Origin of the sequence: Methylomarinum vadi, from assembly GCF_000733935.1 — a bacterium.
Classification (GTDB): Bacteria; Pseudomonadota; Gammaproteobacteria; order Methylococcales; family Methylomonadaceae; genus Methylomarinum; species Methylomarinum vadi.
Map to the genome: position 1 here is coordinate 1451194 of NZ_JPON01000001.1, position 16721 is coordinate 1467914.

General features: G+C 46.6%; 18 protein-coding genes. 5 read left to right on the forward strand and 13 right to left on the reverse strand.

Going from position 1 to position 16721, the window contains the following annotated elements; genetic code table 11:
* Window positions 1-40: 40 nt before the first annotated feature.
* Together epmB and EP25_RS0107405 are read left to right on the forward strand one after the other, a co-directional pair.
* Window positions 41-1030 carry an EF-P beta-lysylation protein EpmB gene (gene epmB / locus EP25_RS0107400; RefSeq protein WP_031433282.1) on the forward strand — a complete coding sequence of 330 codons (990 nt, stop codon included), beginning with the start codon at window positions 41-43 and terminating at the stop codon, window positions 1028-1030.
* A gap of 98 nt (window positions 1031-1128) precedes the next feature.
* Window positions 1129-2637 carry a hypothetical protein gene (locus tag EP25_RS0107405; protein WP_031433283.1) on the forward strand — a complete coding sequence of 503 codons (1509 nt, stop codon included), beginning with the start codon at window positions 1129-1131 and terminating at the stop codon, window positions 2635-2637.
* Here the strand turns inward: EP25_RS0107405 and EP25_RS0107410 are convergent.
* The 9 genes from EP25_RS0107410 to EP25_RS0107450 all read right to left on the reverse strand — a co-directional run bounded on the left by EP25_RS0107410 (window position 2631) and on the right by EP25_RS0107450 (window position 9999).
* On the reverse strand, window positions 2631-3524 hold the full coding sequence (locus EP25_RS0107410) for a 5'-nucleotidase (protein WP_031433284.1): 894 nt from the start codon (window positions 3522-3524) through the stop codon (window positions 2631-2633). The two genes, EP25_RS0107405 and EP25_RS0107410, sit on opposite strands and share 7 nt — an antisense overlap.
* A complete protein-coding gene (locus tag EP25_RS0107415) occupies window positions 3525-4271 on the reverse strand; it encodes a phosphate/phosphite/phosphonate ABC transporter substrate-binding protein (protein ID WP_031433285.1) in 747 nt (248 codons plus the stop codon). It abuts the gene before it with no gap.
* 15 nt (window positions 4272-4286) lie between these two features.
* Window positions 4287-4763, reverse strand: coding sequence for a PAS domain-containing protein (locus EP25_RS0107420; protein WP_031433286.1), 477 nt, complete (start codon window positions 4761-4763; stop codon window positions 4287-4289).
* A gap of 28 nt (window positions 4764-4791) precedes the next feature.
* Window positions 4792-5154: a roadblock/LC7 domain-containing protein gene (locus tag EP25_RS0107425; protein WP_031433287.1), complete on the reverse strand. Its 363-nt coding sequence runs from the start codon at window positions 5152-5154 to the stop codon at window positions 4792-4794.
* Between the two features lie 51 nt (window positions 5155-5205).
* Window positions 5206-5847 carry a hypothetical protein gene (locus tag EP25_RS0107430; RefSeq protein WP_031433288.1) on the reverse strand — a complete coding sequence of 214 codons (642 nt, stop codon included), beginning with the start codon at window positions 5845-5847 and terminating at the stop codon, window positions 5206-5208.
* Window positions 5848-5850: 3 nt separating this feature from the next.
* On the reverse strand, window positions 5851-6390 hold the full coding sequence (locus EP25_RS0107435) for a GTP-binding protein (RefSeq protein WP_031433289.1): 540 nt from the start codon (window positions 6388-6390) through the stop codon (window positions 5851-5853).
* Window positions 6391-6395: 5 nt separating this feature from the next.
* Window positions 6396-7622: a hypothetical protein gene (locus EP25_RS0107440; RefSeq protein WP_031433290.1), complete on the reverse strand. Its 1227-nt coding sequence runs from the start codon at window positions 7620-7622 to the stop codon at window positions 6396-6398.
* Window positions 7619-8326 (reverse strand): type IV pilus assembly protein FimV, encoded by a 708-nt coding sequence (locus EP25_RS0107445; RefSeq protein ID WP_031433291.1) that lies wholly within the window; start codon window positions 8324-8326, stop codon window positions 7619-7621. The genes EP25_RS0107440 and EP25_RS0107445 overlap by 4 nt, the downstream gene beginning before the upstream one ends.
* Window positions 8327-8517: 191 nt before the next feature.
* Window positions 8518-9999, reverse strand: a complete 1482-nt coding sequence (locus EP25_RS0107450; RefSeq protein ID WP_084190983.1) for an SPOR domain-containing protein — start codon at window positions 9997-9999, stop codon at window positions 8518-8520.
* Between the two features lie 221 nt (window positions 10000-10220).
* Between EP25_RS0107450 and EP25_RS0107455 the strand changes: the two genes are divergently transcribed.
* The 3 genes from EP25_RS0107455 to EP25_RS0107465 are packed head-to-tail and all read left to right on the forward strand — an operon-like array spanning window position 10221 to window position 12659.
* Window positions 10221-10745 carry a glycine cleavage system protein R gene (locus EP25_RS0107455; RefSeq protein WP_031433293.1) on the forward strand — a complete coding sequence of 175 codons (525 nt, stop codon included), beginning with the start codon at window positions 10221-10223 and terminating at the stop codon, window positions 10743-10745.
* A gap of 4 nt (window positions 10746-10749) precedes the next feature.
* Window positions 10750-11226: a peroxiredoxin gene (locus EP25_RS0107460; protein ID WP_031433294.1), complete on the forward strand. Its 477-nt coding sequence runs from the start codon at window positions 10750-10752 to the stop codon at window positions 11224-11226.
* Between the two features lie 17 nt (window positions 11227-11243).
* Window positions 11244-12659: a PhoH family protein gene (locus EP25_RS0107465; protein ID WP_031433295.1), complete on the forward strand. Its 1416-nt coding sequence runs from the start codon at window positions 11244-11246 to the stop codon at window positions 12657-12659.
* 93 nt (window positions 12660-12752) lie between these two features.
* Here EP25_RS0107465 and EP25_RS0107470 read toward each other — a convergent pair whose 3' ends face one another.
* The 4 genes from EP25_RS0107470 to EP25_RS0107485 form a co-directional block, all read right to left on the reverse strand.
* Entirely contained in the window at window positions 12753-13853 is a 1101-nt protein-coding gene (locus EP25_RS0107470) for an AI-2E family transporter (protein WP_031433296.1), read from the reverse strand.
* Window positions 13854-14041: 188 nt separating this feature from the next.
* Entirely contained in the window at window positions 14042-14347 is a 306-nt protein-coding gene (locus tag EP25_RS0107475) for an STAS domain-containing protein (protein WP_031433297.1), read from the reverse strand.
* Between the two features lie 65 nt (window positions 14348-14412).
* Window positions 14413-15618 (reverse strand): methyl-accepting chemotaxis protein, encoded by a 1206-nt coding sequence (locus EP25_RS0107480; RefSeq protein WP_031433298.1) that lies wholly within the window; start codon window positions 15616-15618, stop codon window positions 14413-14415.
* Between the two features lie 10 nt (window positions 15619-15628).
* Window positions 15629-16720 carry a protein-glutamate methylesterase/protein-glutamine glutaminase gene (locus EP25_RS0107485; protein ID WP_031433299.1) on the reverse strand — a complete coding sequence of 364 codons (1092 nt, stop codon included), beginning with the start codon at window positions 16718-16720 and terminating at the stop codon, window positions 15629-15631.
* Window position 16721 lies beyond the last annotated feature (1 nt).

Here is a 16721-nt window from a genome sequence, read left to right on the forward strand (position 1 = left end):
GCTACCATTTATGCCTTTTTCAGCCTCACTACGGATAATTTTGAAACAATCGCAACACAACAACTGGCACAAACAACTCGCCGAAGGCTTCGGCGACATCGAAAGCTTATGCCGTCATTTGGATATCGCCGTCGGGGAACTCCCGATCATTGCGAACAGCAAGACGTTCCCCTTGAAGGTGCCGTTAAGCTTTGTCGAGTGCATGGAAAAGGGGAACCCCAACGACCCTTTGTTACGGCAAATCCTGCCTGTCCAACAAGAATTGTTCGATGCGCCCGGCTTTGTCGCCGACCCGGTAGGCGACATGGCCGCCGTCGCCGAAGCGGGAGTACTCCACAAATACCAAGGAAGAGCCTTGCTTGTCTTGACGGGTGCTTGTGCGATTAATTGTCGTTACTGTTTCCGGCGCAACTTCCCTTATAACCAGGTTCAATTGACGCCGCAGCGGCAAGCCAAGGCCCTGGCATACCTGAATGCTCGGACAGATATCAGCGAAATCATCCTCAGTGGCGGTGATCCACTGCTTATCAATGACGAAAAATTCGCCACGTTAATCCAGCAACTGGATCAAATCCCTCATCTTAAGCGCATCCGTATTCACAGCCGCTTGCCGGTGGTCTTGCCCGCAAGGGTCACCCCTGAGCTGCTGACCTGCCTTCAGCACAATCAAAAACAAATCGTCGTCGTGATCCATGCCAACCATGCCCGTGAATTAAGCCGGTCGGTCGAACAAGCTTGCCGCGAATTAAAACAACATGGCGCTACCTTATTAAACCAAAGCGTTCTCCTAAAAGAAGTCAATGACTCGGCAGAGGCGTTATGTCAACTCAACGAACGGTTGTTCGCAATAGGCGTGCTGCCTTATTACCTACACTTGCTCGACAAGGCCGCAGGAACCGCCCATTTCAACGTGGACGAACAGCCGGCCCGCTTGCTGATGAAGCAAATCAAAACAAGGCTACCGGGCTATTTGGTGCCTAAATTGGTTCGGGAGGTCGCGGGTGCGCCAAACAAATTAACGCTTTGTTAAGCAAGCTGATTTATAGTTATTGCCAAGCTATTCTCAGAAATGGCTCACAAATAAACTAAACTTAGTTGCACTCCCAAGATTACTTTTAACGAATATCGATGTCAGCGGATCGTTCACTGCCCTTTTACTTAAATATCGAATCGCTCAGTGCTTGGCTCGAGTCAATCAGTGCGCTACCTCCCGTCAATGCAGGCAGCCAACTTAACCAGGCCATCAACCAATTAAGGAAGGCGGGCTGCGAACATACTTTGGTTTTTCCATTGCTAATGAAGCTGATGCCAACAACATTGCATCTAGCCAATGCCTTGGCCGCCTTGTTAAAACCGGGACCACAAAAAAATAAGACGGCAAAAATCGCCAAACTTAGCCTGCAATTGCTGAGAAACCTGGCCTTGGCCTTCCATAGCTTATTGGAAAGCGAACATCTCTCTATTCCGCAGAAGCTCCAGGCGGTCTATTTTGCCTTGCAACTGACCGGCCAGTATCTCCGCCTAAGCAACCTGTTTCACGAACTGCCCTCGGAAACTTTGTGGAACAAAAGTGGAGAATTATTTACTTTCGCTCAGAACAACACTGGTTTGCAAGAAGATATCGCCAACAAGATTTCGGAATTCAGGCATCAATCTTCGATCGAACAAGTCATTAAACGCAATTTGCTCTTCACACTGACGGCATTTCATCAACAAGTTCCCACCGATCACCAGGCCTTGTTTGCGTTTGCCAACGAATATTCCGATTTACTGAAGTTTGCACAGGAAAAAAGCGGAACCTGCCGCTATATTTGGAACTATAGAAAAGGCGTGCCTTATCAAATCACACAAACCAACCGCCCCCTCTATAGAACCGAAATCGCGCTCGATGTTTCGGCCCTGTTGCCACCGCTTCAATCTTCCGCCATTGCTGTCAAAATAAGCAAGCAAGAACGAGAGCGCCTTTACCAGCTATTGACCGGCTATGAAAAGCTGATAAACGAGACTCTTCCTTCCGCGCCAATCGTTTTAACGCTGTTTTCCGGATTCAAGCCTGTTTACGATTTTCTGAACAAACTGGAAAAGTTAAAGCGAATACAGGAACTCAGCGCTAAGATCCCGGAACAAAAAAAACAATCCAGCTTTTCCCTCGAGCCGTTGGAGCATGAAAAAAGCCTTATGAGTAGTTTTGGACAAGTACAGAAACAAGCCGCCCTACAAGGCACTCCTGTCGATGGACAAAACGTCAAACTATTACAAAGCAAAAACAAAAATTATCTCCACATCGAAAGTAAAAATCCAACATGGCAAATAGGCGACCTGGTCTTGCTGGTCAATAAAAAAAATGCCTATATGGCCGGTAAAATTTTACAAACCCAAGCCCTCTCGAATACGCAATCGACCATGGTATTGATCGAAAAATTTACGGGCAATTTATCGACACAAGCCATGCAATCGGATCAATATTCTCATTCCACTGCCATCCTCATCAACCAAGAAAGCGAAACACCCGAAATATTATTGCCTTACGACAAATACCGCAATGGAGCGGAAGTCCAGCTCGGCTCGAAAAAGGCCCGGCTCGATTCTTTGCTCGATTACAGCCCTTTTTTCGCCCATTACCGGATGAGTTACTGATTGCTCACGCCATGGGGCACATGGCCTGCTGCAATATGATGGCTTTGCGCCGATTCGCAATGCCCTTTCTGATCATCGAAGAAAATATCGGCATTGAAAGCTTTTAGAAAAGCGCCTTTCGGCATGCCGCCGAGGAAAAACGCTTCATCAATGCGAATATCCCACGCCCTTAACGTGCGCACCACCCGTTCATGAGCCGGCGCGGAACGAGCCGTCACCAACGCGGTTCTGATCGGCGCGGTGGGGTGTTGCGCGCATTGGGCTTGGATGCGGTGTAAAGCACTCAAAAATTCCTTGAACGGCCCGCCGCTTAACGGCTGGCGCGCCGATTTGCGTTCGTTTTCGGCAAAGGCCTCCAAGCCTTGTTGCTGATAAATCCGTTCCGACTCATCGGAAAATAATACGGAATCGCCATCGAAGGCAATGCGTAGCTGCTCGGTATGATTACCGCTGGAACCACACACGATTGTCGCCGCAGCATAACCGGCGCATAATGCTTTTTCGACATCCTCGCCGTTGGCCGACAAGAACAAATGCACGCCAAAAGCAGGAATATAACTGTAAGGCGAAACGCCACTGGTAAACGCCGCCCGCGTTATATTCAAGCCGTAATGGCTGATCGAATTAAAAATACGCAACCCGGTATCCGCGCTATTTTGCGACAACAGAACCAATTCAACCAGCGGCTCGGCGGCGGTCAATTGATTAATATGGAGAAACTTCTTGACCAGATTAAACGCAAAACCAGGCTTTAAAATTTCGTTTTCGTGCTCAATCTGGTACTTACAAAACGCTTCTTTCCCTTGCTGTTCGAAAATTCGGTGAGACTCGTCAAGGTCAAACAAAGCCCTCGATGAAATAGCCACCACCAATTTCTGTGTCGCCATTTACATAACCAACGTATCCATTAAATCGATCATGAATTCCATTTCTTCATCATCCACCTTTCCCCAACCCGAAAAACCAAGACTTTTCAAGACCCCTTGGCCTTTGTCTTCGTTGTTCATGTTGAGGAGCATTTGTTGAATTTCCTCTCGTTTATGCTGCAAATTGGGTCCAATCATCAATGCATGATGAATCACGCTGATCTGACTACGCACCAGAATACGCAGTTGTTTTTTGATTACTGAAGACAAATCGTCATAGGCTTCGGCCAGAAAGATGCCGACATCGGCCTCTCCTTTCAACAAATGTTTGGCAACCAACACATAGGTATCCGAAATAACTGGAACGATATTGGTCGCATCCAAATCTCCCGGTTCCAGCATAATCATCCCCATCATCTTGACATCGGGGTCATCGGTATAAGCGACCTTAACGCCAGGGGACAAATGGGCAACATCTTCCACCTTATTATCGGCATTCACGGCAATAATGGCTTCATCGGCGGTACCGTCGGCCTTTACCAACGGCAAAAAGCCTTTTTCCCTGACCAACATCGCCGCATCGAAGGGATTGGCGTAAATCAGGTCTACCTTATCGTCCTTAATCGCCTGTCTTTGGCTATTGAAATCATCATACATTTCCAGGTGTATTCCCTCACCGGTTTGTTTTTGCAACCACGTATTAAAAATATACCAACCCGATAAATGATCCGGAGTAAAGTCAGGGCTGACTGTAAACATGAACGCCATTTTGTATTCTCCCGATTAAAATAAGGTTGGGTACAGTTTGATACATTCTTCCACTTTAGTTCTTGATGGTTTTCGGCGGACCGACGTGTAACCCACGACCTTACCATTGCGCACATTAGGGATCACTGTGGCCTTTACCCAATAATAGCCACCATCCTTACGCAAATTTTTGACAAAACCCTGCCATTTTTCGCCCTTTTTTACGGTATCCCACAAATCCTTGAACGCAGCCGGCGGCATATCGGGATGCCGTAATATCGAGTGGGGAGCGCCGACCAGCTCTTCTTCCATGTAACCCGACATATCGATAAACGACTGATTGACATGGGTTATCACACCATCCGGGTCGGTCGTGGATACAATCAATTTACCATCGGGATAGGGAGTTTCTATTTCGGTATATAAAATTTTCCTGGCAATGGAACGATAAAGTTGTAATGTAACTTCCTTGTATTCACCGATAATATCTTCTGGTTTCATGTCATATATCATGCTGACCTCCGCTTGATTGTTATCAGCGTTACAGTAACTCGGCAATGCTTTCAGCGGCCCTTTTTACATCCAGAAAAATCAGTCCTAATTTAGCATTCGGTTTCGCCATGACCGTCAAAACGGCTTCGGTGCCGGCATAAGTCATTAAAACGTAACCACTATCTCCCTTGATCAACACCTGCTCCAAACCACCACGATTCAATTCCTGCGCGGTTCTGTCACCCAGAGATAACATCGCCGCACTCATCGCGCCGACCCGGTCCTCATCCAAACCAGCCGGCAGCACAGAAGCCATCATTAAGCCATCCGTCGAAATCACGCCGGACGCTTCAATATCCGCGGATGTACCATTCAGCTCGGTCAGCACCGATGTCAGCATGTCATCTCTCATTCTTTATTTCCTCATTACTTGTATAAATTCATAAAACTGTTTAAAGCCTCTTTATTTTTTCCCCGAGTAACGGATACTCAAGGCCCAAATTAAATTGACAAATTCTGCTCGATTAAAATGCGGTATCCCTTCAATCGTAATGACAAAACGATGCTCGCCAATAAAAACCGGCCAGAATCCAATTTGGCTGTTTCCATAGGCATTGACGATCGACCACGCATGACTCGATATACCCAAATTATTTCTCAGCAAGCCCGAACGGCGTTTATGCACCGTCGCCAATTCCGCACTTAACGCCGATAATTCTTCCGCCGTTTCATGAGCGAATCCTTGGCTGACCAAATAAAACCCTTGATCATCTGCCAGCAACACCTTCCCGATTTCGGAAACCTGTTTCAATAAATCCGGCAATATTTCCTCCAATGCACCTTGCGGCGACTCAAGCACTTCGTCGACACCTTGCACCCAACCCAATTTTTGGCAATGATGCAGCATTTCCAGGGATTTTGCCTCATCTTCCCCTTCATTTAAAATTTGCAATTGTTCGACAGTGAGTTCAGGAGTTTTCCCCTGCTGCAACAACTTACGTATAAATTTTCTGGCCTTATCTTCCTCATTGGAGGCAATCGCATAATAGGCCCCGGAAGGTGTCGGAAGTAAAAACAAGCCTTCGACCAGTTTATATGTGCTCATCGATTATTCACTCACTAATCCCGGATCAACTGAATACAGCAAAGCCTGCACTAGTAATGACACATCGTTTTTTTCCCGGGCATCGATTGCGAAAACAGCCGGTTTAAGACGATAGTCTTGCAATTGCATGTGATATTCTTCGATAGTGGGCTTATTGCTTAAGTCCATTTGCGTAACACCTATTGCAACACTGGTTTTACCTATAAAGCCATCAAAGGACTCTAAAAAGAATTTCATATCCTGAAACGGATCGGCCCGAGTATTATCCAACAGTAGAACCAGGCCAATGCCGCCTGTCGTCAAGATATCCCACATAAAATCAAAGCGTTCCTGACCAGGGGTGCCGTACAAATGAATTTTTTCGGCACCGTCCAGGTTCATGACGCCATAATCCATCGCCACAGTCGTTTCCGATTTCCGATTCTTAGTCATATCGCTTGCGACGGCATCCGTTTTAACCGGAGGAACATCACTGATCGAATTGATTGCTGTGGTTTTGCCTGCCCCGACCGGTCCGGTAAAAATTATTTTGTATTGACTCATGTCTGTTATTCAGCTGATTTACTTGCTCGTAATTTATTAAGAATTTTTTTGAACAAACCACTTTTCAGGGTTGCTGTTATTTCCGCGGGCGCGACGAGTTGATCATCGGTTCGTTTTGCCTGGCCAAGCAAATCAAGCGCTTGGCAAGCGCTGACAAATACAAAGACATATTGCGGTTTGATACCCAAGACCTCGGCAATATTCAGCATCGTTCTGGGCCCTCTTATCAGTAGCGCAGAAATTCGCAGCGCATGGGGTGTCACGACCAAACGAGTCATATTCGGCCATTTTTTCAAATAAATGGGCTGTTCAATATCGAGACTTGATGGATAACGCCCCTTGGATGTCCAAATAGCCAGTTTCCAGAGGAAAGCCTCCATACTCTGAAATTTATCCATAGCCACATTGGTCTGTGAATTCTTGATATCGACCGGCGACAACGATATTGCCGACCCAGAAGCATTATTAATGGGCAAGCCGGCAAACGCCCGTAATTGCATATCATCGGCATCCAACCAAACCTCATGTCCATGAGGAAAAATTAACAATGTCTTCCAGCCGGAATTCAATTTGACAACTCTGGCTTTACTCATTGCTACACCGATAGCCGATTTCACATAGCCTTGAAAATAATTTTTCGGATTGTAGGAAGCCGTTAATACCTGTTCCTTATCGTCAAAATCGATATCGGGAACAAAACCTATGTAGGATGAAAATCCGCCCTCGCTAAACTGCTTAGCCGTTTTGTGTTTGGTGATTTTTTTCCTTTCTTCCTCGTCAATGTTTTTCGGAGGAATTTGTTCCGTTTTAGCTGCGCCAGTGCGTGTCTCAGATGTCTCTTGCCGGCTGGTGGTTTTGCTAATGGCTTGTTCAGTGTACTTATTACTCGACTTCCTTGCCGACTGATCGATTAATTTTTTCGCTTGGTCCAAGGCCGCTAATAAACCATCCCTTGATACCGGCTTTTTTACAAAAATGGTATTGTCCAATTTCAGGTTTTCCAACGACATCGCAATAATCGGTCGTTCCGGCGAGGCTTCCCGCCGCTCTTCAAAAATCGTTTTTGCCGTCGTATGATCGGCATCGATGATGTCAACATCAGCGTCGATCGGTTCGACGACTACGGCAGCTCCGCGACATGGCCCTTGTAAAAACATGACCATGGTTTTATAGCTGCGCCCATCTAATCCATACAGAGCGGCTTGCAACGGTGCTTTATCCTGCTCTTTCATTTTTTCCGTCCGTTAAAGTAGTGATCTAATTGTTTCCAGCCGGAAATCAAATCGTTATTATTATTCAAAGCCGATGCATACATGGCTCTAAACCGGTTTTCATTATCGGTTACGCGATAAAGCTCCAATAACTGTGCTTGCAAATCTTCCCAGGAAGGAAATTTTTCCATACCTTCTTCCAATAGCTCCATGGCGGAATCGAGCTGGCTATATTCAATATAATCACGAGCTAAATTTAAGTAGTCATAGTCCTCCCGCTCGTTATCATTCTTTTCGATGAGAAGCGGTGTTCCAACCAAATCCTGGGCCAGTACGGAATAAGTGTTCACGGGTAAGTAACCAATCCATTGGCCTTTAAGATATAACTGCAACGTTTCGAGCTGTTCGTCATTCAGTCGACCACGCGCACCGTTCAGCATTCTTCTGGCCAGACTACGTCCCTTACCGGCCAACAAACTAAAAAAATCGACAAATGCGGCATACAATTGTTCAGGCCTGTTTTGTTGATAACAGGCAAAAATCCGTTGCAAATGAAGTAAAAGATTTCTTGGTTTATTTACGATTTGATAGACGAGGCTTTCTATATCCTTTTCTGCCAAATTATCCTCGGGACCAAAAATCGTTCTATGTAACTGCAAAAAGTCACAACCGACCGATTTTTCTTGTTGTTCATCATCGATTAGTAAAGAGTGATAAGAGAGCATTTCCAAATCTCATGAAACATCACTTAAATGATAGATGTAATAAGCATTTTTTCCAGTCGTGTTTGTGAAACGCGTCTCTGTTTTTAATCGCTCAAAAATAAGGAATCCCCAAAATTCCGACATGTTTACTGAAAAACTGTCATATGAGTTCTTTCCGCCATAATCCTGCTCAAGCGGAAAGAAAGTAAATTTCAATTTTTGGTTACCCATACCGAAGACAAATTCAATGTCTTCTTAACCTTTGCGGCATAGGCGGCCGCCTTATACTTTGTGGCAAACCCTTTAACCCGCAGACGATACCAAGGCTCCCCCTTGACCACGACCCTCATTACTTCGGCGGGTATGCCTTGTTTTTCGAATTCCGCCGCCTTGCGTTTGGCATACCATTCCTGTTTGAACGAAACCAAATTAACTTTCCAGTCTTCCTTTACGACGGGCGCCTTTTTGCTATTTTTTTTAGCGACAACGTTTTTTTGTTTTTCCAGCTTATCGACTTTCTGCTGCAGCTCTTCGATGACAGCAGCCGACTGCATATTACGCTCATTGAGTTGATCAATTTGTTCTTTCAGTTTTTTTACTTCATATAGACCGCCCGCATTTTCCAACTTTTTATTGACCGCGGCGATTTGAGCGGAAAAATTGGCCACTTCCATATCGACCTTATCCAATCGGGTGGTGACGCTGGACAGCTCAACTTGATTTTTGCTTTTAGCCATCCACGCATCGACCTGCTCCTCGAGGCTCAAAAACGTTTCAGACAATCCGGTCACCTTTGAATCAGCCGACAAAGCAACAAACCCTAATCCTCCGCCGACTAGAAGGGCAAGGATAGCGATTCCTAACGCGGCATAGGCGAATACCGGTTTGTTCTGTTCGATTGCCGTCAGTCTACGCTGCAATTTTTTTTGTTCACTGTTCAGTCCATCCAGCTCATCCGTCATTGCCATGCTGGCGTCTTTGGCTTCGACCGTTTCCAATTGTTGCCGGATAATATGCTGTTCGTTTTGTAATTCCGCCAGTTGGGCGCTTATCGTCGCCAAAGCCGCCGCTGCGATTTCTGTCTCCCTACCGGAATTTTTGTCCGCGCTTGCATCCAAATGCTCCTGGTCGCGGGACGCTGTCGTTGCCGCGACCGGTTCTTCCTGAACATTGTCCATCACTATTTCATCTTGCCCCTCTTCGGCTGAAATATCGAAATCGGTTGCCAGAAATCCCTCATCATTATTTTCCGGCTCATCCTCGGCAAACTCGTCGATCACTGCATCCGCTTCATATTCCGCTGGAGAATCATCGCTAACATCGGAAAACTCGTCATCGGCGAATTCGTCAATTTCGATAAAGTCATCTTCTGCTTCCTCCTCTTTTTCCTGATCGCTCGAGGAAATCACGGAAGCGATTAATTCATCGACATCATCAGACTCTTCTTCCGCTGGCTCGGAAGAGGAATTTTCCAGTCGATCGCTGATCAACTCATCAATTTCGGCAAATTCATCTTCTTCGTCTTCGTCAAAATTATCGAATGCGTTATCCATCAACAAGCGCTCTATTGCATCTTCATCATCGATCAGCTCATCCTGTCGATTCTCGTTTTTTTTCTGCCCTTTCGCCATGGAACCGTTTTCCGCCATTGATTTGTTATCGGGAGTTTTTTGGTTATTTGAAGATTCAGCCATTTTTTCTCTCTAGAGGTTATGGCCCTATAATGCTTGGCCACCGCTATAAAACATCGTAAAGAATATGTCATTCAGTATAGTCCGCAACTAACCACATCGTCTTGAAAAATGAAAAATCCGTGATTGATTGGCATCGTATTTAATTATGTCTTTAAGCAAACATGGATTGTCTTTTATGGTAAATTTGATGCTACACTGAAATTCATTAAACGGATTATCTTATGCAACTGGCAATCACTGTTTTAGGCACACAATCCTCAAACTTTATTACGGAAATTTTATCGGCGATCAGTAGTTGCAAATGCAATGTCGTGGAATTCAAGGGGTCCCAACTTAGCGAAGCGAAGGCTGCCTATCTATTGATTGAAGGCAATTGGAACCATATCGCGAAGCTGGAAACACTGTTGGAGAACCTGCAGAGCAAGATAGGGATCCAGATTCGTTCATTGAGACCTGAGACCAGCAAAAACGCGGCCGAAGTGGTCCCCTATTCCCTGGAAACCATCTCCCTTTATCGTAACGAGATCATTCAGGATATAACTTCATTTTTACTAAGTCGCAATATCGGTATCGAGGAATTATCCGCCAGCCGCTATCTTGCGCATTATTGCCAAAGTCCGGTTTTTTCAACACGCTTCGTCATTGCAATTCCATCGAAAATTCATTTGCTGTCCTTTCGCGAGGAATTTCTGGATTTCTGTGACAACCTCAACCTTGATGCAATCTTAGAACCTCTTAAACGTTAATACCATGACAACCATCAGCCTTAACCAACCCGTTCCCGATTTCGAAGCCGCCGCCACCGGCGACAAAACCGTCAAGCTTTCCGATTACCGAGGCAAAAAAGTCATTCTTTATTTTTATCCGAAGGACAATACGCCGGGATGTACTCAGGAAGGCCGCGACTTCAGGGATCACATCGAACAATTCCATGCTTTCAATGCCGTTATCCTAGGCGTCTCCAGAGATAGCGTCAAAGTTCATGAAGGTTTCAAATGCAAACAGGAATTTCCATTCGACTTGCTTTCCGACAAGGATGAACAATTATGCCAATTATTCGATGTCATCAAGATGAAAAACATGTATGGCAAGCAAGTCAGGGGGATCGAACGCAGCACCTTTTTGATCGATGAACAAGGCGTTTTAGTCCACGAATGGCGCAAGGTTAAAGTAAAAACACATGTAGCGGAAGTATTGCAAAAACTTGGAGAACTCTCGCAAGAATAACAATAAGGAAACCCTTTATGAATATTCAGTCATCGGGCGATAAAAAACTATTTGTACTTGATACCAATGTCCTGATGCATGACCCGACATCGATCTTTCATTTCCAGGAACACAACATCTTCGTTCCCATGGTGGTTTTGGAAGAACTGGACCGGGCCAAACGAGGCCTGTCGGATGTTTCCAGGAATGTGCGCCAAGTCAGTCGTTTTCTGGACGAATTAATTCAAGGTGCCGACCGTAAATCGATCAATGACGGCCTGCCTTTATCGCGCATCGAACATAGTCCGAGTGTCGACGCCCCATTCGATGGCCGTTTATATTTTCAAACCCGGCAGTTGAGCAATTTTTTACCCGAGAGCATGCCAGGCCATATTGCCGACAATTCTATCCTGGCCGTGGTCCTGGCACTGACCAAGGAACACCCGGATATCAATGTCATCCTTGTTTCCAAAGATATCAATATGCGTATCAAGGCCGCCGCGCTGGAATTGAACGCGGAAGATTACCATAGCGACCAGACGCTGGAAGATATCGATCTCCTCTACAGCGGCGCCGAAACCCTGGATGACGATTTCTGGGAAGAACACGGCTCGAAAATGGAGTCCTGGCTGGAACACGGCCGGACTTTCTACCGAATCGGAGGTCCCTTGGTTGCGGACTGGTATCCCAACCAGTACCTGTATATGGAAAATGAAACCAATTTCGAGGCCATCGTCCGAAAATGCGATGGCGAAACCGCCATATTGGAATTGGCCCGCGATTACCGCAGCAAACACAACAATGTCTGGGGAATTACCGCCAAGAACCGGGAACAGAATTTCGCCCTTAATGTACTGCTCGATCCCGACATCGATTTTGTCACGTTGTTGGGCACGGCAGGCACAGGCAAGACCTTGCTGGCACTGGCAGCCGGTCTCAGCATGACGATGGAGCATAAACTTTATCAGGAAATCATCATGACGCGGGAAACGGTGCCGGTCGGTGAAGACATCGGTTTCCTGCCGGGCAGCGAGGAAGAAAAAATGGCGCCGTGGATGGGAGCCTTGATGGACAACCTGGAATTACTGGGCAGCCGTTCCGGCACCAGCGAATGGGAACAAGGTGCCAGTCATAACATTTTGATGAACCGCGTTAAAATCCGTTCCCTCAATTTCATGCGCGGACGGACATTCCTGAATCGTTATCTGGTCCTGGACGAAGCGCAAAACCTGACGCCGAAACAACTCAAGACCCTGATCACCCGCGCCGGCCCGGGGACAAAAATCATCTGTATTGGTAATCTGGGCCAGATCGACACGCCTTATCTGACCGCCACCACCTCAGGCCTGACTTATGTGGTCGACCGGTTCAAGACCTGGGAAAATAGCGCGCATATAACTTTACGCCGGGGGGAACGTTCACGTTTGGCGGATTACGCCTCCGATATTTTATAAACCCTCGCACAGCCACAAGGAGGTGGCAAAAGAAATTAGGAGAACTTTACGGCGGTTACTGATGTTCGGCCGCAAGGGATAACACAGCCTTCCCTAATAAATATTCTCCACCACCTTATCTTCGATGCGCGGCCAGGCGGTCAGCACCGCTTTCACTAATGTCGCCAAGGGAATGGCGAAAAACACTCCCCAAAATCCCCATAAACCGCCAAAAAACAATATCGCTACGATAATGGCGATGGGATGCAAATTCACCGCCTCGGAAAACAACAAGGGCACCAATACGACGCCGTCGATCGCCTGAATAACGGAATAAGCGATCACGATATACATGAATTCATCGCTGGTCACGCCCCACTGAATATAAGCGACCGCCAGCACCGGAAAGGTCACCAAGGTCGCCCCGACATAGGGGATAACGACCGACAAGCCCATGAATACGGCTAACAGCATGGCGTAATTCAGGCCCATGGTCGAATAAGTCACGTAACTGACAAACCAGAGAATAAATACCTCGACGAATTTCCCCCTGACATAATTGCCAATCTGCTCGTCGACCTCTTGCCAAACCCGTATCGTCAAATGCCGGTCCTTGGGCAGGAACTGCACAAACCAACCGAGCAATAATTTTTTGTCTTTCAAAAAGAAAAACACCATCAGCGGGACCAGGAACAGATAGACGATCGCGGTCACGATTCCCAGCACCGACGCTGCCGAACTGGATATCACTTCCTGGCCGTACCTGAGTAGCTCCTGCTGTATGGCAAGCATGATCTCCTTGATTCGGCTCTCGGAAATAAACTGGGGATACATCACCGGCAAGCGCATGATTTCCTTCTGCGCGGTTTTAACGATTTCCGGGATAGTTTGCACCAGTTGTACCGCCTGTCCCGACACCATCGGCATCAATACGAATAATATAAACCCCAAACAAGTCATGAAGCCGGAAAACACCAGGTATACAGCTGGCAATCGTGGAATATTCCTGCGTTCGGCTTTTTCGACCAATCCTTCCAATAAATAGGCCAGCACAATGGAAGCTAATACCGGCATCAATAAGCCGGATAAGCTATAAATGAGTACCGATCCGACCCCAAGGATTAAAGCCAGCGCGACAGCTTGTGAATTCGGTAGGAATCGATGAAAAAAATCGCGGACGAATGCCAAATTAGAGAAATCAGTTCGTGTCGTCATTATTACCAACGGTTTTAGATAATTATTATTGTTCTTTGTGCCACCAAACCGAAGTTAATAGTTATGACCTTTTCGTTTTTCAAGGTTCGGTACAAAACATTTTTCGGGGTCCTCACAGGCAGAGCGACGAATTACGATCACTCCACGACATAGACTGATAAAGCAGCTTCCATTTTGTTGGAAACATTTCAAGTCAACGTGAACAGTTTATCAAAATTAGCGATTTCTAAAATTTTTCTGACTTCCGGTTTGGCATTCTTAATCCTTACGGCATTTTTATTGTCGCCAACCTTATCACGCAACACTAACAACATGCCTAACGCCGAACTATCCATATAATCCGTTTTGCCCAAGTCCACTTCGATGCTTTTTACACCGTTATCGGACAAATTGGTCGCTTCGCGAAATTGTTGATGGACGCCGAAATCAAAACGCCCGCTCACTTCGATATGCAAGGTGCCGCTATTTGAATCCAGTTTTGTTGTAATCCCCATTTCTAATTCCTTATTAACCGCTTAATAATGAAGAAGTTATAATCCAATACCTTTATTAGTTCCAATTAAAATAATTCGATATCGCCTTCATCCATCGAGGATTGAACCACCGATTTTTTCTCTTTATTGGCCCATTGTGTTTTCATCTCGTCGATGCGCCCTATACCCTGTTCCAATTCATTAATCCATGAGGCGCTATCGCCAGTCTTGAAGATGCCTAGCCCAATACGAATTTCGTCCGTCAATGCCTGAAAATGCCGAGTTTTTAGTTCCAGGAACTCGACAATTTGCCGGGCCATGTCCTCAAATTGCAGCCCCCTGACCGCATCATTCACGGTGGTGTCGATCTGTCCGGCGATATCGGATACCTCGTTCAGCTTGACTGATATTGCTTCATTCATCGCCCCGATTTCGACCATCATTTTATCGATATTGGCTTTCGAATTAATCGCCACATTCATATCTTTCGACGCCATTTTCTCGACCATCGCATGCGCCATATCGATATTCTTTTTTGAGTCGTTCACGACAATCTTGATCTCTTCACTAAATTTATCGGAATTTTTCGATAAATTCCGTACCTCATCGGCGACGACCGCAAACCCCCGTCCCGCCTCACCGGCCCGGGCCGCCTCGATGGCTGCATTCAATGCCAGCAGATTGGTTTGGTCGGCGATATTTTGCACATCATTCAATAACTTTTCCACCTGCGCCATATGTTCGCGCACATCGTGAATCACGCTTACCATTTGCATACTTTGTTTACTGGTTTGCACGATATGGTCGATAAAAAACTCCAGAACGTTATCGGTTTCGTGGATAAACTGTTTGAAATTAAGATGCTGCTCGTCACTTTCGGTTGTGCCGCCCAAATTTGTCATCAGCGCATACACCAAGCCGGTTTGCCCCTCGGTCAACGCATTCAGGCCATTAAAACTTTGCGACATAGTTGTGACGGCATCGGCGAACACCGATTTCAACTGCTGTAACTCCTGTTGAAATTGCTCTATTTCCTGTTCGACACATTGCTCCAATTTAGCAAAGTAATGGTCTATGGCCCCATTTAACTGGTCAACCTCGATGTTTTGATCGTCTCCATCGGCGACTTGCCTGTCTTGTTTCTCATGATAAATGATGCTTCCCAGCCAAAAGACGGCCATGAAAGGCACCCCTATCCAAAAGGCGACCGACAACGAGGTTACCAACGGTAAAAGCAAAACGATCGAGACAATAACAAAACAATGCCCGCTTTTTTTTAGAAATTCTGTCATGCGATACCTGTTAACATAAAGCCAAAAGTTGTGCTGCAATTTCGTCGAGCGCCACCACCTTGTGTGCCGCGCCTATTTTATAAGCCTCTCCGGGCATGCCCCAAACCACGCTACTGGCTTCATCCTGGACAATATTGGTACTTCCCGCCTCGCGCATTTCCTTCATGCCTTGTGCGCCATCCGCTCCCATTCCGGTCAGCATCAGGCCAATCGCATTGCTCCCCACATTCTGAGCAACGGAGCGAAACATGACATCCACCGAAGGCTTATGGCGATTAACCGGCGGTCCATCGTTCAATCGACTTATATAACGCGCACCATCACGCATCACCATCAAATGTTTATCGCCGGGAGCAATATAAATGTTTCCCGGCAACAGTTGTTGCCCATCCTCGGCAATACAGGCGCTCATCACGCTAATATTGTCGACATGCCTAGCGAAGGATTCACTAAATGCCGCCGGCAGATGCTGCGACACCACGATCGCGGGGGTATCTGCCGGAAGGTCCTTGACAACATGTTTTAAAGCTTCCGTGCCTCCGGTAGAGGAACCGACCGCTATTAGTTTATCGGTCGTTCTGAAATGTTTTTTAACCGCTGCCGGTTGCAGGATAACATCCGCCGAATGCTTTGCGGAAACCGAATGGCCCATTTTCTTGGCCGGCGCTTTGGAAACGGCTGTCGCATCAAGCGCTTTGACCGAAGCCGTGGCCGCCATTTTCACCTTGGCGATAATATCCGCGGCATAATCGTTCAGGCTGTGGGTCACATCGATTTTGGGCTTGGCGATAAAATCGACCGCGCCTAGCTGTAAGGCATTCAAGGTAATTTCGGCGCCTTTCTCGGTCAACGTCGAAATCATGACCACCGGCATTGGCCGTAAGCGCATTAAATTGCGTAAGAAGGTAAGGCCATCCATGCGCGGCATTTCCACGTCCAACGTCAACACGTCCGGGTTTAACTGTTTAATTTTGTTGCGAGCGACATATGGATCCGGTGCCGTGCCGACTACTTCGATCTGTGGCGACGAATCAAGGATCTGCGTCAGCATTTGCCTGATCAGCGCGGAATCATCGACAATCAAAACTTTTATCTTTTCCATA